This window comes from Pseudomonas sp. 2 (assembly GCF_056627435.1).
Genome location: NZ_JBWXNG010000017.1, coordinates 1 through 19,025 on the forward strand (window position 1 = coordinate 1; position 19,025 = coordinate 19,025).

At 61.7% G+C, this 19,025-nt stretch carries 15 protein-coding genes; 11 read left to right on the forward strand and 4 right to left on the reverse strand.

From position 1 onward, the window contains the following. Positions 1-145: 145 nt before the first annotated feature. The 4 genes from AC1MEK_RS23595 to AC1MEK_RS23610 form a co-directional block, all read right to left on the reverse strand. Positions 146-895, reverse strand: coding sequence for a YciK family oxidoreductase (locus AC1MEK_RS23595; protein WP_480398694.1), 750 nt, complete (start codon positions 893-895; stop codon positions 146-148). A 161-nt stretch (positions 896-1,056) separates the two neighbouring features. Continuing rightward, positions 1,057-1,728: an N-acetylmuramic acid 6-phosphate phosphatase MupP gene (gene mupP, locus AC1MEK_RS23600; protein ID WP_480398695.1), complete on the reverse strand. Its 672-nt coding sequence runs from the start codon at positions 1,726-1,728 to the stop codon at positions 1,057-1,059. A 3-nt stretch (positions 1,729-1,731) separates the two neighbouring features. Next, positions 1,732-2,430, reverse strand: a complete 699-nt coding sequence (ubiG, locus tag AC1MEK_RS23605; RefSeq protein ID WP_480398696.1) for a bifunctional 2-polyprenyl-6-hydroxyphenol methylase/3-demethylubiquinol 3-O-methyltransferase UbiG — start codon at positions 2,428-2,430, stop codon at positions 1,732-1,734. Between the two features lie 97 nt (positions 2,431-2,527). Then, positions 2,528-3,856: a TRZ/ATZ family hydrolase gene (locus AC1MEK_RS23610; RefSeq protein ID WP_480398697.1), complete on the reverse strand. Its 1,329-nt coding sequence runs from the start codon at positions 3,854-3,856 to the stop codon at positions 2,528-2,530. A 148-nt stretch (positions 3,857-4,004) separates the two neighbouring features. Here AC1MEK_RS23610 and mtnA point away from each other — a divergent pair, with 148 nt between their 5' ends. The 11 genes from mtnA (at position 4,005) to AC1MEK_RS23665 (ending at position 18,950) form a co-directional block, all read left to right on the forward strand. Further along, positions 4,005-5,081, forward strand: a complete 1,077-nt coding sequence (gene mtnA, locus AC1MEK_RS23615) for an S-methyl-5-thioribose-1-phosphate isomerase (protein ID WP_480398698.1) — start codon at positions 4,005-4,007, stop codon at positions 5,079-5,081. A gap of 305 nt (positions 5,082-5,386) precedes the next feature. After that, entirely contained in the window at positions 5,387-8,182 is a 2,796-nt protein-coding gene (gyrA, locus tag AC1MEK_RS23620) for a DNA gyrase subunit A (protein ID WP_480398699.1), read from the forward strand. A 109-nt stretch (positions 8,183-8,291) separates the two neighbouring features. Continuing rightward, a complete protein-coding gene (gene serC, locus AC1MEK_RS23625) occupies positions 8,292-9,377 on the forward strand; it encodes a 3-phosphoserine/phosphohydroxythreonine transaminase (RefSeq protein WP_480398700.1) in 1,086 nt (361 codons plus the stop codon). Then, the gene (pheA, locus tag AC1MEK_RS23630; RefSeq protein ID WP_480398701.1) at positions 9,377-10,471 is read left to right on the forward strand and encodes a prephenate dehydratase; all 1,095 of its coding nucleotides are present in this window, start codon (positions 9,377-9,379) and stop codon (positions 10,469-10,471) included. Before serC ends, pheA begins: the two co-directional genes overlap by 1 nt. Before the next feature lie 146 nt (positions 10,472-10,617). Then, complete coding sequence (gene hisC, locus AC1MEK_RS23635) at positions 10,618-11,730, forward strand: histidinol-phosphate transaminase (protein ID WP_480398702.1); 1,113 nt, start codon at positions 10,618-10,620, stop codon at positions 11,728-11,730. 28 nt (positions 11,731-11,758) lie between these two features. Next, positions 11,759-13,966 carry a bifunctional prephenate dehydrogenase/3-phosphoshikimate 1-carboxyvinyltransferase gene (locus tag AC1MEK_RS23640; RefSeq protein ID WP_480398810.1) on the forward strand — a complete coding sequence of 736 codons (2,208 nt, stop codon included), beginning with the start codon at positions 11,759-11,761 and terminating at the stop codon, positions 13,964-13,966. Next, the gene (gene cmk, locus AC1MEK_RS23645) at positions 13,963-14,652 is read left to right on the forward strand and encodes a (d)CMP kinase (protein WP_480398703.1); all 690 of its coding nucleotides are present in this window, start codon (positions 13,963-13,965) and stop codon (positions 14,650-14,652) included. The genes AC1MEK_RS23640 and cmk overlap by 4 nt, the downstream gene beginning before the upstream one ends. 123 nt (positions 14,653-14,775) lie before the next feature. Continuing rightward, positions 14,776-16,461 (forward strand): 30S ribosomal protein S1, encoded by a 1,686-nt coding sequence (gene rpsA / locus AC1MEK_RS23650; RefSeq protein ID WP_480398704.1) that lies wholly within the window; start codon positions 14,776-14,778, stop codon positions 16,459-16,461. A 183-nt stretch (positions 16,462-16,644) separates the two neighbouring features. Continuing rightward, complete coding sequence (gene ihfB / locus AC1MEK_RS23655) at positions 16,645-16,944, forward strand: integration host factor subunit beta (protein ID WP_108237235.1); 300 nt, start codon at positions 16,645-16,647, stop codon at positions 16,942-16,944. A 19-nt stretch (positions 16,945-16,963) separates the two neighbouring features. Beyond that, complete coding sequence (locus AC1MEK_RS23660) at positions 16,964-17,203, forward strand: lipopolysaccharide assembly protein LapA domain-containing protein (protein ID WP_480398705.1); 240 nt, start codon at positions 16,964-16,966, stop codon at positions 17,201-17,203. 373 nt (positions 17,204-17,576) lie between these two features. Continuing rightward, on the forward strand, positions 17,577-18,950 hold the full coding sequence (locus AC1MEK_RS23665) for a phosphohexomutase domain-containing protein (protein WP_480398706.1): 1,374 nt from the start codon (positions 17,577-17,579) through the stop codon (positions 18,948-18,950). Positions 18,951-19,025 lie beyond the last annotated feature (75 nt).

Consider the following 19,025-nt stretch of genomic DNA (forward strand, 5'->3'; position numbering starts at 1 on the left):
CCTTCGTTCAGGAAGTCTGACGAAGTCAGACCCAAGCCAGGAGCAGGACACCTTGGTTACTTGGGTGTCTTTTCCAAGTAACTCGACGAAGTCGAAACAGATCTGACGTTAGGAAGAGCGCTCTTGATCTTGATCTTGAGACCGATCATTTCTTCTTCTGCGCATCAAACGCCTGACCATTGATCCCCGCGCTGTCGGGCCCCATCAGATACAGATACACCGGCATGATCTCCTCGGGCGTCGGGTTGTTCAGCGGGTTTTCCGCCGGGTACGCCTGGGCGCGCATGTCGGTGCGGGTGGCGCCAGGGTTGATGCTGTTGGCGCGCACCGAGGCCACATCTTCCAGCTCGTCGGCCAACGTCTGCATCAGGCCTTCGGTGGCGAACTTCGAGACCCCGTAGGCACCCCAGTACGCGCGGCCCTTGCGACCCACGCTGCTGGACGTGAACACCACCGATGCATCGGCAGACAATTTCAGCAGCGGCAGCAGCGTGGCGGTGAGCATGAAGGTGGCGTTGACGTTGATGTGCATCACCCGCATGAAATGCTCGCCCGACAATTGTTCCAGCGGCGTGCGCGGGCCGATGATCGAGGCGTTGTGCAGCAAACCGTCGAGCCGCCCGAACTCGGCTTCGATCATCGCGGCCAGCTCATCGTATTGATGGGGCAGGGCGGTTTCCAGGTTGAACGGGATCACCACCGGCTGAGGATGGCCTGCGGCTTCGATCTCGTCATACAGCGCCGCGAGATTGGCCTCGGTCTTTCCCAGCAGCAGCACCGTCGCGCCGTGGGCGGCGTAGGTTCTGGCTGCGGCAGCACCAATCCCGCGACCTGCGCCGGTGACCAGAATGACGCGATCCTTGAGCAGCTCGGGGCGGGCGGAGTAGTTGAGCATGGGCAGATCCTTGCGTGTTTGATTTCTATCAGGCCGAGGCGGTCTTCCGTAGGAGCGAATTCATTCGCGAAAATGGGTCAGGCGACAGAGATGTATTGCCTGGCAAATCGTTCGCGAATGAATTCGCTCCTACAGAGGGATCGCGTTCATCTACACCGATTTCAGCAGCTACACAGCGCGTTATCCAGCACCCGGCGCAGTTCCAGCGGGTGATCCACCACCACGTCCGCGCCCCAGTGATCCGGGTTGTCGTGGGGATGAATATAGCCGTAACGCACGGCCGCGGTTTTGGTGCCGGCGTCGCGGCCGGACTCGATATCGCGCAAGTCATCGCCCACGAACAGCACGCTGGCCGGGTCCAGGTCCAGCAGCTTGCAGGCCAACAGCATCGGCTCGGGGTCGGGCTTGGTGCGGGTCACGTGGTCGGGGCAGATCAGCACCGCCGAACGGGTGTCCAGCCCCAACTGCTCCATGATCGGCTGGGCAAAACGCACCGGCTTGTTGGTCACCACGCCCCAGATCAGCTTGGACTTCTCGATATCGGCCAAAAGCTCTGCCATGCCGTCGAACAGCTTGCTGTGTACGGCGCAGTCTTTCTGGTAACGCTCCAGGAACTCCAGGCGCAGCGCCTCGAATTCCGGCTCGTTTGGCGACATGGCGAACGCCGCCGAGACCATCGCCTTGGCGCCGCCGGAGATTTCATCGCGAATCAGTTTGTCATCGACCTGGGGAAAACCCCGTTCGGCCAGCATCGCCTGACAGATGGCGATGAAGTCCGGCGCGGTGTCCAGCAGCGTGCCGTCCATGTCGAAAAGAACCGCTCTCAAAGGCATGGCTCAGTCCCCCCGCAGCGTCTGGATCATGTAGTTGACGTCGACGTCCGCGGCCAGCTTGTAGTGCTTGGTCAGCGGGTTGTAGGTCAGGCCGATGATGTCTTTCACTTCAAGCCCGGCATTGCGGCTCCAGGCGCCCAGCTCGGATGGGCGGATGAATTTCTTGAAGTCGTGGGTGCCGCGCGGCAGCAGGTTCATGATGTACTCGGCGCCGATGATGGCGAACAGGTACGCCTTCGGGTTGCGGTTGATGGTGGAGAAGAACACCTGACCGCCCGGCTTGACCATCTTGTAGCAGGCGCGAATAACCGAAGACGGATCGGGCACGTGCTCGAGCATCTCAAGGCAAGTGACCACGTCGAACTGCTCGGGCATTTCCTCGGCCAGGGCCTCGGCGGTGATCTGCCGGTACTCGACGTTCACCCCGGATTCGAGCTGATGCAGCTGGGCCACGGCCAGTGGCGCTTCGCCCATGTCGATGCCGGTGACGGTCGCGCCGCGCAGGGCCATGGCTTCGCTCAAGATGCCGCCGCCGCAACCGACGTCCAGCACTTTCTTGCCGGCCAGGCTCACGCGCTCGTCGATCCAGTTCACCCGCAGCGGGTTGATGTCGTGCAGCGGCTTGAATTCGCTGTTGCGGTCCCACCAACGATGGGCCAGGGCTTCGAATTTGGCGATTTCGGCGTGGTCGACGTTGCTCATGTGTATCCCTCTAAGCTTGAATTTCGTAGGCCGATCACGGCGTCTGGCCATGATCGCGCGGCAATGTGACGATGCTGTCGGTTCAGATGCTCTCGATTCAGGAGCGAACGGCGATGCGGTTGCCCCAGGCCCTGGCGGTTCGGGTCAGAGCCTGTTCATCCATTCGCGTCAGACGCTTGTCCTGCACCAGTTGCTTGCCCGCGACCCAGACGTGACTGACACAGTCGCGGCCGCTGGCGTAGATAAGTTGTGACACCGGGTCGTAAATGGGTTGCTGTGCAAGCGACGACAGGTCGAAGGCCACCATGTCGGCCGCCTTGCCGAGCTGCAGTGAACCGGTGATGTCGTCGATGCCCAGCGCGCGGGCGCCGTTCAAGGTGGCCATGCGCAGTGCGCGGTGGGCGTCGAGCGCCGTGGCCGAGCCGGCGACGGCCTTGGCCAGCAGCGCGGCCGTGCGGGTTTCGCCGAGCAGGTCCAGGTCATTGTTGCTGGCGGCGCCGTCGGTGCCCACGGCGACGTTGACCCCGGCCTGCCACAGGCGCTCCACCGGGCAGAAGCCACTGGCCAGCTTGAGATTCGATTCGGGGCAGTGAATCACGCTGGAGTTGCTTTCCACCAGCATCGCCAGGTCGTCATCGCTGATTTGGGTCATGTGCACCGCCTGAAAACGCGGGCCCAGCAGACCCAGGCGTTGCAGGCGGGCGAGCGGGCGCTCCTGGCGCTGCTGCACGGCTTCGTGCACTTCAAAGGCGGTTTCGTGGACATGCATCTGAATCATCGCGTCCAGTTCGTCGGCGATCACCCGGATCTTTTCCAGGTTCTCATCGCTGACGGTGTAAGGCGCGTGCGGGCCCATGGCGATTCGGATGCGGTCGTGATGCGCCAGGTCGCTGAACAACTCGACGCCGATGTGCAGCGATTCGTCGGCGTTGCGCGCGCCGGGGATCGGAAAGTCCAGCACCGGGACGGTGATCTGCGCGCGCATGCCGCTGTTGTGCACGCGCTCGGCGGCGACCTTTGGGAAGAAATACATGTCAGAGAAACAGGTGATGCCGCCCTGGAGCTGTTCGGCGATGGCGATGTCGGTGCCGTCGCGGACGAAATCCTCGTCTACCCATTTGGCTTCGGCCGGCCAGATGTGCTCCTTGAGCCAGGTCATCAAGGGCAGGTCGTCCGCCAGGCCACGGAACAGCGTCATCGCGGCGTGGCCGTGGGCGTTGATCAGGCCGGGGGCGAGCAACATCCCGGGCAATTCGCGGACTTCTATGGCATTTTGCCGCAAGGCTTCGGCTTTCGGGCCGATGTAGGCAATGAGACCGTCACGAATACCGATGCCGTGCTGTTGCAGGACCACGCCAGCGGGTTCGACCGGTACCAGCCAGTCCGGCAGCAACAGCAGGTCGAGCGGTGCAGCGGAGTGGGGCATGGTGCGGCATCCAGTGGGTCATTACGGGGAGGGCGAAGTATACCCGAGCGTCCGGATGGACGGCTCGCTATAATCCGCGGCTTTTTTCAGTTGCTGGCTATTTGATTCCTTGGCTTGTGCTTTTCAAAATCATCATGTGGGGTGTGCAATGCGCGATCGACTACTGGCTGCGGAGAAAGTGAAGGCCATCGATTGGCAGGACGGCACGCTGTATCTGCTGGATCAACGGGCGCTGCCCCATGAGCAGCGCTGGCTGGCCTACGACACCGCCACCGGTGTTGCCGACGCGATCGCCAGCATGGTCGTGCGCGGGGCGCCGGCCATCGGCATCGCGGCCGCCTATGGCCTGGTGCTGGGGGTCATCGAACGCTATGCGGCGGGCAGCGACTGGCAGATGGCCCTTGAAGAAGACTTCGATCTGCTGGTCAACGCCCGGCCCACCGGCGTCAACCTGTTCTGGGCGCTGAACCGCATGCGCGAGCGCCTCTATCGCCTGAAGGATTCCGAGGACCCGCGCGCGGTGATGGAAGCCGAGGCGCTGGCAATTCATGAAAGCGACCGCGAAGCCAACCTGACCATGGCGCAACTGGGCGCCGAGTTGATGCGCAAACACCAGGGCAACCTGCAGACCGTGCTCACCCACTGCAACACCGGCGCGCTGGCCACCGGCGGTTTCGGGACGGCGCTCGGGGTGATTCGCGCTGCTTATATAGAAGGCATGATCGAGCGCGTCTACGCCGGCGAAACCCGGCCCTGGCTGCAGGGTTCGCGGCTGACGGCGTGGGAGCTGGCCAATGAGGACGTGCCGGTCACGGTGACGGCGGATTCTGCGGCGGCACACCTGATGAAAACCAAGGGCATCACCTGGGTCATCGTCGGCGCCGACCGGATCACCGCCAACGGCGACGTCGCCAACAAGATCGGCACCTATCACCTGGCGGTCGCCGCCATGCATCACGGCGTGCGTTTCATGGTGGTGGCGCCCAGTTCGACCATCGACATGAACCTGGCCAGCGGCGAGGACATCCTGCTCGAAGAGCGCGCCGCCAGTGAGTTGCTCGAACTGAACGGGCAGCGGGTCGGCGCCGATGTCGATGCGTTCAACCCGGTGTTCGATGTGACGCCCGCCGACCTGATCGATGCCATCGTGACCGAAAAAGGCATCGTCGAACGCCCCGACACGGCCAAAATGGCCCAGCTGATGTGCCGTAAGCGCCTGCATTGATCCCGTGGCAGGCACTAATACCGCCTGTCCGGGTGAGGTCTGTCGGGCCCTGTAAGCCCTTCTCAGGCCCCTAATGGCCAAATGGCTCACTTTCAAGGCCTTCAAACAGTTCGTGCCTGACGGCGATTGTGGTAATATCCGGCGGTTTCCAGGAGGGCGCAATGCGGCCCTCTTCATTGCGCAAATCCATGGCTTAACTCGCTGATTTGTCGTAAGTCGTCGCCAGGCACAGGCCGGCGGCGGCGAGCTTCGTTCATCCCGGATGGATGTGCGAGGTTTCACCAGAAAAAGGAATCAGGCTTCTCATGGGCGAACTGGCCAAAGAAATCCTCCCGGTCAATATCGAAGACGAGCTGAAACAGTCCTACCTCGACTACGCGATGAGCGTCATCGTCGGACGAGCTCTGCCCGATGCGCGCGATGGCTTGAAGCCCGTGCACCGGCGTGTCCTCTACGCGATGAGCGAACTGGGTAACGACTGGAACAAGCCGTACAAGAAATCCGCCCGTGTGGTCGGTGACGTCATCGGTAAGTACCACCCCCACGGCGACACCGCTGTCTACGACACCATCGTGCGCATGGCGCAACCTTTCTCCCTGCGCTACCTGCTGGTAGACGGCCAGGGCAACTTCGGTTCGGTGGACGGCGACAACGCCGCGGCCATGCGATACACCGAAGTGCGCATGACCAAGCTGGCCCACGAGCTGCTCTCGGACCTGCACAAGGAAACCGTCGACTGGGTGCCCAACTACGACGGCACCGAGCAGATCCCGGCGGTCATGCCGACCCGCATTCCCAACCTGCTGGTCAACGGCTCCAGCGGTATCGCCGTGGGCATGGCGACCAACATTCCGCCGCACAACCTGGGCGAGGTCATCGACGGCTGCCTGGCGCTGATCGACAACAGCGACCTGACCGTCGACGAGCTGATGCAGTACATCCCCGGCCCCGATTTCCCGACAGCGGGCATCATCAACGGCCGTGCCGGTATCGTCGAGGCCTACAAGACCGGTCGCGGTCGCATCTACATGCGTGCCCGCTCCACGGTGGAGGACATCGACAAGGTCGGTGGCCGCCAGCAGATCGTCATCACCGAGCTGCCGTACCAGCTGAACAAGGCGCGTCTGATCGAGAAGATCGCCGAGCTGGTCAAGGAGAAGAAGCTCGAAGGCATCACCGAGCTGCGCGACGAGTCCGACAAGGACGGCATGCGCGTGGTCATCGAGCTGCGCCGCGGCGAAGTGCCAGAAGTCATCCTCAACAACCTCTACGCCCAGACCCAGCTGCAGAGCGTGTTCGGCATCAACATCGTCGCGCTGATCGACGGTCGCCCGCGGATCCTCAACCTCAAGGACCTGCTGGAAGCGTTCATCCGTCACCGCCGCGAAGTGGTCACCCGCCGTACCGTCTTCGAACTTCGCAAGGCCCGCGAGCGTGCGCACATCCTCGAAGGCCAGGCCGTGGCCCTGTCGAACATCGACCCGGTCATCGAGCTGATCAAGGCGTCGCCGACCCCGGCCGAAGCGAAGGAAGGCCTGGTCAACACGCCGTGGGAATCGAGCGCCGTGGTGGAAATGATCGAGCGCGCAGGCGCCGAATCGTCCCGCCCGGAAAACCTCGACCCGCAATACGGCCTGCGTGACGGCAAGTACTTCCTGTCGCCGGAACAGGCTCAGGCCATTCTGGAACTGCGCCTGCACCGCCTGACTGGTCTGGAACACGAAAAACTGCTGACCGAGTATCAGGAAATCCTGACTCAGATCGGCGAGCTGATCCGCATCCTCAACAGCGCCACGCGCCTGATGGAAGTGATCCGCGAAGAGCTGGAACTGATCCGCGCCGAATACGGCGACGTGCGCCGCACCGAGATTCTCGACGCGCGCCTGGATCTGACCCTCGGCGACATGATTCCTGAAGAAGAGCGCGTGGTGACCATCTCCCACGGTGGCTACGCCAAGACCCAGCCGCTGGCCGTGTACCAGGCCCAGCGTCGTGGCGGCAAGGGCAAGTCGGCCACCGGCGTCAAGGATGAGGACTACATCGCTCACCTGCTGGTCGCCAACAGCCACACCACGCTGCTGATGTTCTCCAGCAAAGGCAAGGTGTACTGGCTCAAGACCTACGAGATTCCGGAAGCGTCCCGCGCTGCCCGTGGTCGTCCGCTGGTCAACCTGCTGCCGCTCAGCGAGGGTGAGTACATCACCACCATGCTGCCGGTTGACCTGGAAGCCATGCGCAAGCAGGCCGACGAAGAAGAAGCCGAAGGCGTCGAGACCGATGTCGAAGACATCGAGAACGCCAACGAGAGCGAAGAAGAGCGTCGCGCCCGCATCAAGGCAGCCGACAAGAAGAAGGCGCCGTTCATCTTCATGTCCACCGCCAACGGCACCGTCAAGAAGACCCCGCTGGTGGCGTTCAGCCGTCAGCGCAGCGTCGGCCTGATCGCCCTGGAGCTGGACGAAGGCGACATCCTGATTTCCGCGGCCATCACCGATGGCGAGCAGGAAATCATGCTGTTCTCCGACGGCGGCAAGGTCACCCGCTTCAAGGAATCCGATGTCCGTGCCATGGGTCGTACCGCCCGCGGTGTGCGCGGCATGCGCCTGCAGGAAGGTCAGAAACTGATCTCCATGCTGATTCCGGAAGAGGGCAGCCAGATCCTCACCGCTTCCGAGCGTGGCTACGGCAAGCGTACGGCGATCACCGAGTTCCCTGAGTACAAGCGTGGCGGCCAGGGCGTTATCGCCATGGTCAGCAACGAGCGCAACGGCCGTCTGGTCGGCGCGGTTCAGGTGCAGGATGGCGAAGAGATCATGCTGATCTCCGACCAGGGCACTCTGGTCCGTACCCGTGTCGACGAAGTCTCGAGCCTGGGCCGCAACACTCAGGGCGTGACCCTGATCAAGCTGGCCAAGGACGAGAAACTGGTGGGCCTGGAGCGTGTGCAGGAGCCGTCAGAAGTCGAAGGTGATGAGCTGGAAGGCGAAGCGTTCGACGGCGAGGTGCTGGACGGCGAGGTGGTCAACCTCTCCGAGGCAGACGAGGCAGGCGGTGATCTGCAAGCCGATGGCGCTGGCGACGAAGACGAGTCGCAGGACTGATAGACGTTGTATTTGAGGGCCCATTCGTGGGCCCTCTTGGCTTTGGCCAGAACTGTAGCGGTCGGCCTGCTACGGCGTGTTTGAATTCAACGATTTGATGAGAGTGGATATGAGCAAGCGAGCCTTTAACTTCTGCGCTGGTCCCGCCGCGCTTCCTGACGCAGTACTGCAGCGTGCCCAGGCCGAAATGCTGGACTGGCGCGGCAAGGGCTTGTCGGTGATGGAAATGAGCCATCGCAGCGACGATTACGTGGCCATTGCCGAAAAGGCCGAGCAGGACCTGCGCGACTTGCTGTCCGTCCCCTCCAACTACAAGGTGCTGTTCCTGCAGGGCGGCGCCAGCCAGCAGTTCGCCGAGATCCCGCTGAACCTGCTGCCGGAAAACGGCACGGCGGACTACATCGAGACCGGCATCTGGTCGAAGAAAGCCATCGAAGAAGGCCGTCACTTCGGCAACATCAACGTCGCGGCCAGCGCCAAGCCCTACGACTACCTGGCGATCCCGGGTCAGAACGAATGGAAGCTGAGCAAGAACGCCGCCTACGTGCACTACGCCTCCAACGAAACCATCGGCGGCCTGCAGTTTGACTGGGTCCCGGAAGCCGGTGACGTGCCACTGGTGGTCGACATGTCTTCAGACATTCTGTCGCGCCCGATCGACGTCTCGCAGTACGGCCTGATCTACGCCGGTGCGCAGAAGAACATCGGCCCGAGCGGCCTGGTGGTAGTGATCATTCGCGAAGACCTGCTCGGCCGCGCCCGCAGCAGCTGCCCGACCATGCTCAACTACAAGGTTTCGGCGGACAACGGCTCGATGTACAACACGCCGGCGACCTATTCCTGGTACCTCTCGGGTCTGGTCTTCGAGTGGCTCAAGGAACAGGGTGGCGTCGAGGCCATGGAGCAGCGCAACCGCGCCAAGAAGGACCGTCTGTACAGCTTCATCGACAGCAGCGACTTCTACACCAACCCGATCAGCCACAACGCCCGTTCGTGGATGAACGTGCCGTTCCGTCTGGCGGACGAGCGCCTGGACAAGGCCTTCCTCGCCGGCGCCGACGCACGCAATCTGCTCAACCTCAAGGGCCACCGTTCGGTCGGCGGCATGCGCGCCTCGATCTACAACGCTTTGGGCCTGGAAGCGGTCGACGCCCTGGTCGCCTACATGGCTGAATTCGAGAAGGAACACGGCTAATGTCTGAACAAGAGCTCAAGGCGCTGCGCGTTCGCATCGACAGCCTGGACGAGAAAGTCCTGGAGCTGATCAGCGAGCGGGCGCGCTGTGCGCAGGAAGTGGCGCGGGTCAAGATGGCGGGTCTGGCCGAAGGCGAAGCCCCGGTTTTCTATCGTCCCGAGCGTGAGGCCGCGGTGCTCAAGCGCGTCATGGAGCGTAACCGTGGCCCGCTGAGCAACGAGGAAATGGCGCGTCTGTTTCGCGAAATCATGTCCTCGTGCCTGGCGCTGGAGCAGCCGCTCAAGGTCGCCTATCTGGGCCCTGAAGGCACCTTCACCCAGGCGGCGGCGCTCAAGCATTTCGGCCATGCGGTGATCAGCAAGCCGATGGCGGCCATCGACGAAGTGTTCCGTGAAGTGGCCGCCGGTGCGGTCAACTTCGGCGTGGTGCCGGTGGAAAACTCCACCGAAGGCGCGGTCAACCACACGCTGGACAGCTTCCTCGAACACGACATGGTCATCTGTGGCGAAGTCGAGCTACGCATTCACCACCACCTGTTGGTGGGCGAAAACACCAAGACCGACAGCATCAGCCGCATCTACTCCCACGCCCAGTCGCTGGCCCAGTGCCGCAAATGGCTGGACGCCCATTACCCGAATGTCGAGCGCGTGGCGGTGTCCAGCAACGCCGAGGCGGCCAAGCGGGTCAAGGGCGAGTGGAACTCTGCGGCGATCGCCGGTGATATGTCGGCGAACCTGTACGGTTTGACGCGCATCGCCGAGAAAATCGAAGACCGTCCGGACAACTCGACGCGCTTCTTGATGATCGGCAACCAGGAAGTGCCACCGACGGGCGACGACAAGACGTCGATCATCGTCTCGATGAGCAACAAGCCTGGCGCGCTGCACGAGCTGCTGGTGCCTTTCCACGAGAACGGCATTGACCTGACGCGCATCGAGACCCGGCCTTCGCGCAGCGGTAAATGGACCTACGTGTTCTTCATCGATTTCGTCGGCCACCACCGCGATCCGCTGATCAAGGCCGTGTTGGAGCGGATCAGCCAGGAAGCGGTAGCCCTCAAGGTGCTGGGTTCCTATCCCAAGGCTGTTCTCTGACAAGAGAAGGTCTGGACGGCCACGATCCGTAGCAGCACGGCTTGCCGGCGGGGGCGTCCGTAAGATCGATCCCGCCGGCAAGCCGTGCTGCTACGGCGGGCAATCGGCAATCCTTGATTCATGTTTCACACGAGGTAATGCGGTAAATGAGCGGCGACTTCCTCGCGCTGGCACAGCCCGGCGTGCAAAAACTCTCGCCTTACGTTCCCGGCAAGCCGGTGGACGAATTGGCCCGTGAGCTGGACATCGATCCGGCGCGCATCATCAAGCTGGCCAGCAACGAAAACCCCATGGGCGCCAGTCCCAAGGCGCTGCAGGCCATTGCCCAGGCGCTGGCCGAGCTGACCCGTTATCCGGACGGCAACGGTTTCGACCTCAAGCAGCAGTTATCCGAGCGTTGTGGCGTCACGCCCGCCCAGGTAACGCTGGGCAACGGCTCCAACGACATTCTCGAAATCGTCGCCCGTGCCTATCTGGCGCCGGGCTTGAATGCCGTGTTCAGCGAACATGCATTCGCCATCTACCCGATCGTCACACAGGCCGTGGGCGCCAGTGCGCGCGTCGCCAAGGCTCGCGACTGGGGTCATGATCTGCCGGCGATGCTGGCGGCCATCGACAGCAACACCCGCGTGGTCTTCATCGCCAACCCGAACAACCCCACCGGCACCTGGTTCGGTCCTGCCGCACTGGCGGATTTTCTCGCCAAGGTGCCAAAGGACGTTCTGGTGGTGCTGGACGAGGCCTACATCGAATACGCCGAAGGCGCCGAGCTGCCGGACGGCCTGAATTACCTCGCCGACTACCCGAACCTGCTGGTGTCGCGCACCTTCTCCAAGGCCTACGGCCTGGCGTCGCTGCGGGTAGGTTACGCGCTGTCCTCGCCTGTGGTCGCCGACGTGCTCAACCGCGTGCGTCAGCCATTCAACGTCAACAGCCTCGCGCTGGCCGCAGCCTGCGCCGCGCTGGACGATACCGCCTACGTCGCTGAAAGCCGCCGCTTGAACGAGGCCGGCATGCAGCAGATGGAAGAGGGCCTGCGTCAGCTGGGCCTGAGCTGGATTGCCTCGAAAGCCAACTTCATCGCCGTCGACCTGGGCCGTGAAGCGGCGTCGGTCTACGACGGCTTGCTGCGCGAAGGCGTGATCGTGCGCCCGATTGCCGGGTACGGCATGCCCAATCACCTGCGCGTCAGCATTGGCCTGCCGGGCGAAAACACTCGCTTCCTCGAAGCACTGAGCAAGGTCCTGGCGCGTGGTTGATGTCATTGCAGTGCAATCCGCTGCACCTATGATCGGCCGCCTGGTGGTGGTCGGCCTCGGTCTGATCGGGGGCTCGTTCGCCAAGGGCTTGAAGGAAAGCGGCCTGTGTCGCGAAGTCGTCGGCGTCGATCTGGACCCGCAATCGCGCAAGCTGGCCGTCGAACTGGGTGTCGTCGATCGTTGTGAAGACAATCTTGCTGCAGCCTGCGTCGGTGCCGATGTCATTCAGTTGGCCGTGCCGATCCTGGCCATGGAAAAACTCTTGGGCGTGCTGGCCAGGCTCGACCTGGGCAATGCCGTGCTGACCGACGTGGGCAGCGCCAAGGGCAATGTCGTGCGCGCTGCGCGCGAGGTTTTCGGCACTGTGCCTGCGCGTTTCGTCCCGGGCCATCCGATCGCTGGTTCCGAGCAGAGCGGGGTGGAAGCTTCCAACGCCAAGTTGTTCAACCGCCACAAGGTGATTCTCACGCCGCTGGAGCAGACCGATCCCGACGCGCTGGCGCTGGTCGATCGCATGTGGTCGGCGCTGGGTGCCGATGTCGAGCACATGCAGGTCGAGCGCCACGACGAAGTGCTGGCCGCGACCAGCCATTTGCCGCACCTGCTGGCGTTCGGCCTTGTGGATTCGCTGGCCAAGCGCAACGAGAATCTCGACATCTTCCGTTACGCAGCAGGCGGTTTCCGCGACTTCACCCGCATTGCCGGCAGCGATCCGGTGATGTGGCACGACATCTTCCTGGCCAACCGCGAGGCGGTGCTGCGCACGCTGGACACTTTCCGCAGTGACCTCGACGCCCTGCGCGATGCCGTGGACGCTGGCGACGGCCATCAACTGCTGGGCGTGTTCACCCGCGCCCGGGTGGCCCGCGAGCATTTTGGCAAGATTCTCGCTCGCCGGGCCTACGTCGAGAAAACCTCGGCGCAGGAGCAGGTGTTCGTCGCCCAGCCGGGCGGCAGCGTCAGCGGGCAGGTTCGCGTGCCCGGCGACAAGTCGATCTCCCATCGCTCGATCATGCTCGGCTCGCTGGCCGAAGGCACGACCGAGGTCGAAGGCTTCCTTGAAGGCGAAGATGCGCTGGCGACCCTGCAGGCGTTCCGCGACATGGGCGTGGTCATCGAGGGCCCGCACCACGGGCGCCTGACGATTCATGGTGTCGGGCTAAAAGGCCTGAAACCTGCGCCGGGGCCGATCTATCTGGGTAACTCCGGCACTTCAATGCGGTTGCTGTCCGGCCTGCTGGCCGCGCAGTCGTTCGACAGCGTGCTGACTGGCGATGCCTCTTTGTCCAAGCGTCCGATGGAGCGCGTGGCCGAGCCGCTGCGGCAGATGGGCGCGGTGATCGAGACCTCTGCAGACGGCCGTCCGCCACTGACCATCCGCGGTGGCAAGCCACTCAAGGGCATCAGTTACGTCATGCCGGTGGCCAGCGCCCAGGTCAAATCCTGCCTGCTGCTGGCCGGGCTTTACGCAGAAGGCGCAACCACCATCACCGAGCTTGCGCCGACACGCGACCACACCGAGCGCATGTTGCGCGGCTTTGGTTATCCTGTGGCGGGTAACGGCGCGACCGCTTCGGTGGCAGCGGGTGGCAAGCTTGTGGCGACCCGCATCGAAGTGCCGGCCGACATTTCGTCGGCGGCGTTCTTCCTGGTGGCGGCTTCCATCGCCGAGGGTTCGGATCTCTTGCTGGAGCATGTCGGCGTCAACCCGACCCGTACCGGCGTGATTGATATCCTGCGCCTGATGGGCGCCGATATCGCCGTGCTGAACCTGCGAGAAGTGGGCGGCGAGCCGGTGGCAGACCTGCGGGTTCGTCATGCGAAGCTCAAGGGCATCGAGATCCCCGAGGCCTTGGTGCCGCTGGCGATTGACGAGTTCCCGGTGTTGTTCATTGCCGCAGCCTGCGCGCAAGGGCGTACCGTATTGCGCGGCGCTCAGGAGTTGCGCGTCAAGGAGTCGGACCGGATCCAGGCCATGGCCGACGGTCTGACCGTGCTCGGCATCAAGGTTGAACCCACCGCCGATGGCCTCATTATTGAAGGAGGCCAGATCGGCGGGGGCGAAGTCGACGGTCATGGCGATCATCGCATCGCGATGGCATTCAGTATCGCGTCGTTGCGCGCAGCGGCCCCGATCCGCATTCGGGACTGCGCCAACGTGGCGACTTCATTCCCCAATTTCCTGGCCTTGTGCGGTCAGGTGGGTATTCGTGTAGCGCAAGAGGGGCAATCGTGAAAGTTCAAGCTCCGGTCATTACGATCGACGGACCAAGCGGTTCCGGGAAAGGGACGGTAGCGGGCCTTCTGGCCAAGCGCCTGGGATGGTGCCTGCTGGATTCGGGCGCGCTGTATCGCCTGCTGGCATTCGCTGCCCGCAACCATGGCGTGGACCTGACCAACGAGGAAGCGCTCAAGGTGCTGGCAGCGCATCTGGATGTGCAGTTCGAGGCGGCGACCGACGATCACGGTCAGCGCATCATCTTGGAAGGCGAGGACGTGACCCTAGCGATCCGCAACGAGCAGATCGGCAGCGGCGCGTCGCAGGTGGCATCGTTGCCGGCGGTGCGTGAAGCGCTGCTGCAGCGCCAGCGTGCGTTTCAGGAGTTTCCCGGCCTGATCGCCGATGGCCGCGACATGGGTACGGTGGTATTTCCCGCCGCGCCGTTGAAGATTTTCCTCACCGCCAGCGCCGAGGAACGTGCCCGTCGCCGATATTTGCAGTTGAAGGCCAAGGGCGACGATGTTAGTCTGTCGAGTCTGCTAGATGAGATACGTGTCCGTGACGAACGCGACACCCAGCGAGCGGTAGCCCCGCTCAAGCCGGCGCAAGACGCCATTCAGCTGGATTCCACCGAATTGTCCATCGAGCAGGTGCTGGAACGCATCTTGAGTGAAGTCGCCCTTCGCGATCTCGCTGGATGACCAGGAAGCCATACGGGAAGACCAGTCATAGTCCCGTAGGCTTTCTTTCATATGAACGAAACCCACGTGGTCTGGAACGTGGCAGATGGGCGGTTACTTCGCCCTTATCCAACAGGAATTAAAATGAGCGAAAGCTTTGCAGAACTTTTTGAAGAAAGCCTGAAGACCCTCAACCTTCAGCCGGGTGCAATCATCACCGGTCTGGTTGTCGACATCGACGGCGACTGGGTTACCGTACACGCTGGCCTGAAGTCCGAGGGCGTCATCCCGCTCGAGCAGTTCTACAACGAAGCTGGCGAGCTGACCATCAAGGTCGGTGACGAAGTTCACGTTGCGCTGGACGCAGTGGAAGACGGCTTTGGCGAAACCAAGCTGTCCCGCGAAAAAGCCAAGCGCGCCGAGTGCTGGATCGTTCTGGAAGCGGCTTTCGCAGCTGAAGAAGTGGTCAAGGGCGTTATCAACGGTAAGGTTAAAGGCGGCTTCACCGTCGACGTTAACGGCATCCGTGCGTTCCTGCCAGGTTCTCTGGTTGACGTCCGTCCAGTGCGCGACACCACGCACCTGGAAGGCAAAGAGCTGGAATTCAAGGTCATCAAGCTGGACCAGAAGCGCAACAACGTTGTCGTTTCCCGTCGCAGCGTCCTGGAAGCCGAGAACAGCGCCGAGCGCGAAGCTCTGCTGGAAACCCTGCAGGAAGGCCTGCACATCAAGGGTATCGTCAAGAACCTCACCGACTACGGCGCATTCGTCGATCTGGGTGGCGTCGATGGCCTGCTGCACATCACCGACATGGCGTGGAAGCGCATCAAGCACCCATCGGAAATCGTCAATGTTGGCGATGAGATCGATGTCAAGGTCCTGAAATACGATCGCGAGAAAAACCGCGTATCGCTGGGTCTGAAGCAACTGGGCGAAGACCCATGGGTTGCTATCAAGGCTCGCTACCCGGAAAACACCCGCGTGACCGCGCGTGTGACCAACCTGACCGACTACGGCTGCTTCGCAGAGCTGGAAGAAGGCGTGGAAGGCCTGGTACACGTTTCCGAAATGGACTGGACCAACAAGAACATCCACCCATCGAAAGTCGTTCAGGTTGGCGATGAAGTGGAAGTCATGGTTCTGGACATCGACGAAGAGCGTCGTCGTATCTCCTTGGGCATCAAACAGTGCAAGTCCAACCCATGGGAAGACTTCTCTGGCCAGTTCAACAAGGGCGACAAGATCTCCGGCACCATCAAGTCGATCACCGATTTCGGTATCTTCATTGGTCTGGACGGCGGCATCGACGGTCTGGTTCACCTGTCCGACATCTCCTGGAACGAAGTGGGCGAAGAAGCCGTACGTCGCTTCAAGAAGGGCGACGAGCTCGACACCGTGATCCTGTCTGTTGACCCAGAGCGTGAGCGCATCTCGCTGGGTATCAAGCAGCTGGAAAGCGATCCGTTCTCCGAGTACGTCACTGTCAATGACAAGGGCGCTATCGTTCGCGGTACCGTTAAAGAAGTTGACGCCAAAGGCGCCATCATCACCCTGGCCGACGACATCGAAGCTACTCTGAAAGCCTCCGAAATCAGCCGTGACCGCGTTGAAGACGCGCGTAACGTCCTGAAAGAAGGCGAAGAGATCGAAGCCAAGATCATCAGCGTTGACCGTAAGAGCCGTGTGATTTCTCTGTCCATCAAGTCGAAAGACGTTGAAGACGAGAAAGAAGCGATTCAGAGCCTGCGTAGCAAGCCTGAAACCGCAGAAAACACCGGTCCTACCACTCTGGGTGACCTGCTGCGTGCTCAAATGGAAAAGCAGAACTGAGTTCTGTCTGACCATTGAAAAAGGGCGACTTCGGTCGCCCTTTTTTGTGGGCGATGGTTTTTCCCGGAGCCTGCCAGGTTCACGCGCCTGGATTTAAGTCTGGCAATGGGCTGTTCAAAAGCTTGCGGTCATGCTAAAACCTTTGAAGCGCTTACCTAGCTGCTTGAAAAAGAAGGGAAAAATATGACGAAGTCGGAGTTGATCGAACGAATTGTCACCCATCAAGGACTGCTCTCATCCAAGGATGTGGAGCTGGCCATCAAGACCATGCTTGAACAGATGTCGCAATGCCTCGCTACGGGAGATCGTATTGAAATCCGTGGCTTTGGCAGCTTTTCCCTGCATTACCGCGCGCCTCGGGTGGGCCGCAATCCCAAGACCGGACAATCCGTCAGCCTTGACGGCAAATTCGTCCCGCATTTCAAACCCGGCAAGGAATTGCGTGATCGGGTGAACGAAGAAGAGGAGCACGGGCTCCAATGATCTTCTGAAGGAGCGCTGAATGCGAAATCTGAAACGCCTGGTTTTCTTCGTCGTTGTCGTGCTGATCGTCGCGGCGACGGTGGTGTTCATGCTGGAAAATCAGCAGCCGGTGGCATTGGTGTTCTTTGGCTGGTCGGCGCCCGAGCTGTCAATGGCAGTGCCTGTGATCGTGGCGTTGCTGGTCGGCATGATGATCGGCCCGGTGCTGGCCTGGTTCGCCGGTCTTCGTCGCAAGGGGCGTGCTTCACGGCTGGGTTGATCATCGCCCGACAGGATCGGTCAGCATGGGCGTGGCCATGAAAAGTAGTAATGCCAGGCGTTGCTGAAAAATCTGGAAAACTTGCTGAACTGTACAGCGTGCTCATCGAGGGTATGCTCTGCCTCCTTCGGCGCGGGACTCAGGCCTTTGTCGCCGTGAGTGCGTCCCGTCTGATGCGCGTTTGTGACCCGATGGCCACCTGCGGCATCAAGGTATGCAAGATAATTACAGCCCCATCGATAACTAATCTTCATTTTCAGTGCCTAATCCTCGCCTCGGCATGATGCACGAGGATTGCGTGCAGCCTGCCGGTCAGGCTGCTTCATACTGAACAAAGAAACCTCAGGGTTTTTTGTCGCATAGGTTTTTACCCATGAATTCCGTCTATCCCGCTATTCAGACACGCTGCTTCAAAGCCTACGATATCCGTGGTCAGGTCCCCAATGACCTGGACGCCGACATTGCCTACCGCATTGGTCGTTCGATGGTCGTGGAACTGGGCGCCAAAAATATCGTGGTTGGCAGAGACATGCGTCTCGAAAGCCCGACGCTTGCGCAGGCGCTGACCCAGGGCATTCAGGATGCCGGAGCGGATGTGATCGACATCGGCCTGTGCGGTACCGAAGAAGTGTATTTCGCCACCAGCCACTACGCCGCCGACGGCGGTGTAATGGTCACCGCCAGCCATAACCCCAAGGGTTACAACGGCATGAAGCTGGTGCAGCGCGAGTCGCGGCCGATCAGTGGCGACACGGGGTTGGACGCCATTCGCCAGCGAGTGGATGCCGGTGACTTCGGCCAGGTCGCGGCGCAAAAGGGCAGTGTGCAACCCGCCCCCGACAAGACTGCCTACATTCAGCATCTGCTGGGCTATGTCGAAGGCGCCGAGTTGCGCCCGCTGAAGGTCCTCGCCGATCCGGGCAACGGCGCTGTTGGCCCGGCCCTGTTGGCGATCAAGGACAAGCTGCCCTTCGAGTGGGTGATCATCAACGCCGAGCCTGACGGTAATTTCCCCAATGGCGTGCCCAACCCGCTGTTGCCGGAAAACCGCAGCATCACCCAGAAAGCGCTGCTTGAGCACGGTTGCGACCTGGGCCTGGCCTGGGACGGTGACTTCGATCGGTGCTTCTTCTTCGACGAGAAAGGTCGCTTCGTCGAGGGCTATTACCTGGTCGGCCTGCTGGCCGAAATGCTGCTCAAGCAACAGCCGGGCTCGAAAATCATTCACGACCCGCGCCTGACCTGGAACACCATCGATCAGGTCAACCAGGCCGGCGGCACGCCTGTGCTGTGCAAGACCGGCCATGCGTTCATCAAGGAGCGCATGCGCAAGGAAGATGCGGTGTATGGCGGTGAGATGAGCGCTCACCACTACTTCCGCGATTTCGCCTACTGCGACAGTGGCATGATCCCGTGGCTGCTGGTCACCGCCTTGATGTCGGTCTCCGGTAAGACACTGTCCCAGCTGGTGGATGAGCGCATTGCCGCCTATCCATGCAGCGGCGAGATCAACTATAAGGTCGACGACGTCAAGGCCGAGCTGGCCAAGGTCTACGATCATTTCGCCCCGAGCTGCTCGAACATCGACAAGACCGACGGCATCAGCCTTGAGTTTGCCGAGTGGCGCTTCAACCTGCGCGGTTCCAATACCGAGCCGCTGTTGCGTCTGAACGTGGAAAGCCGCCGGGATCCACAGCTGGTGGCGGCCAAGGTCAAGGAAATCGAGGCGCTGCTGAGCGTTCGCTAAGGCGCCAGCTGTGTGCCAACCCTCGTCCTCGGGCGGGGGTTGTTGTTTTTATGGAATAGGCAAGGGCGTGTATCG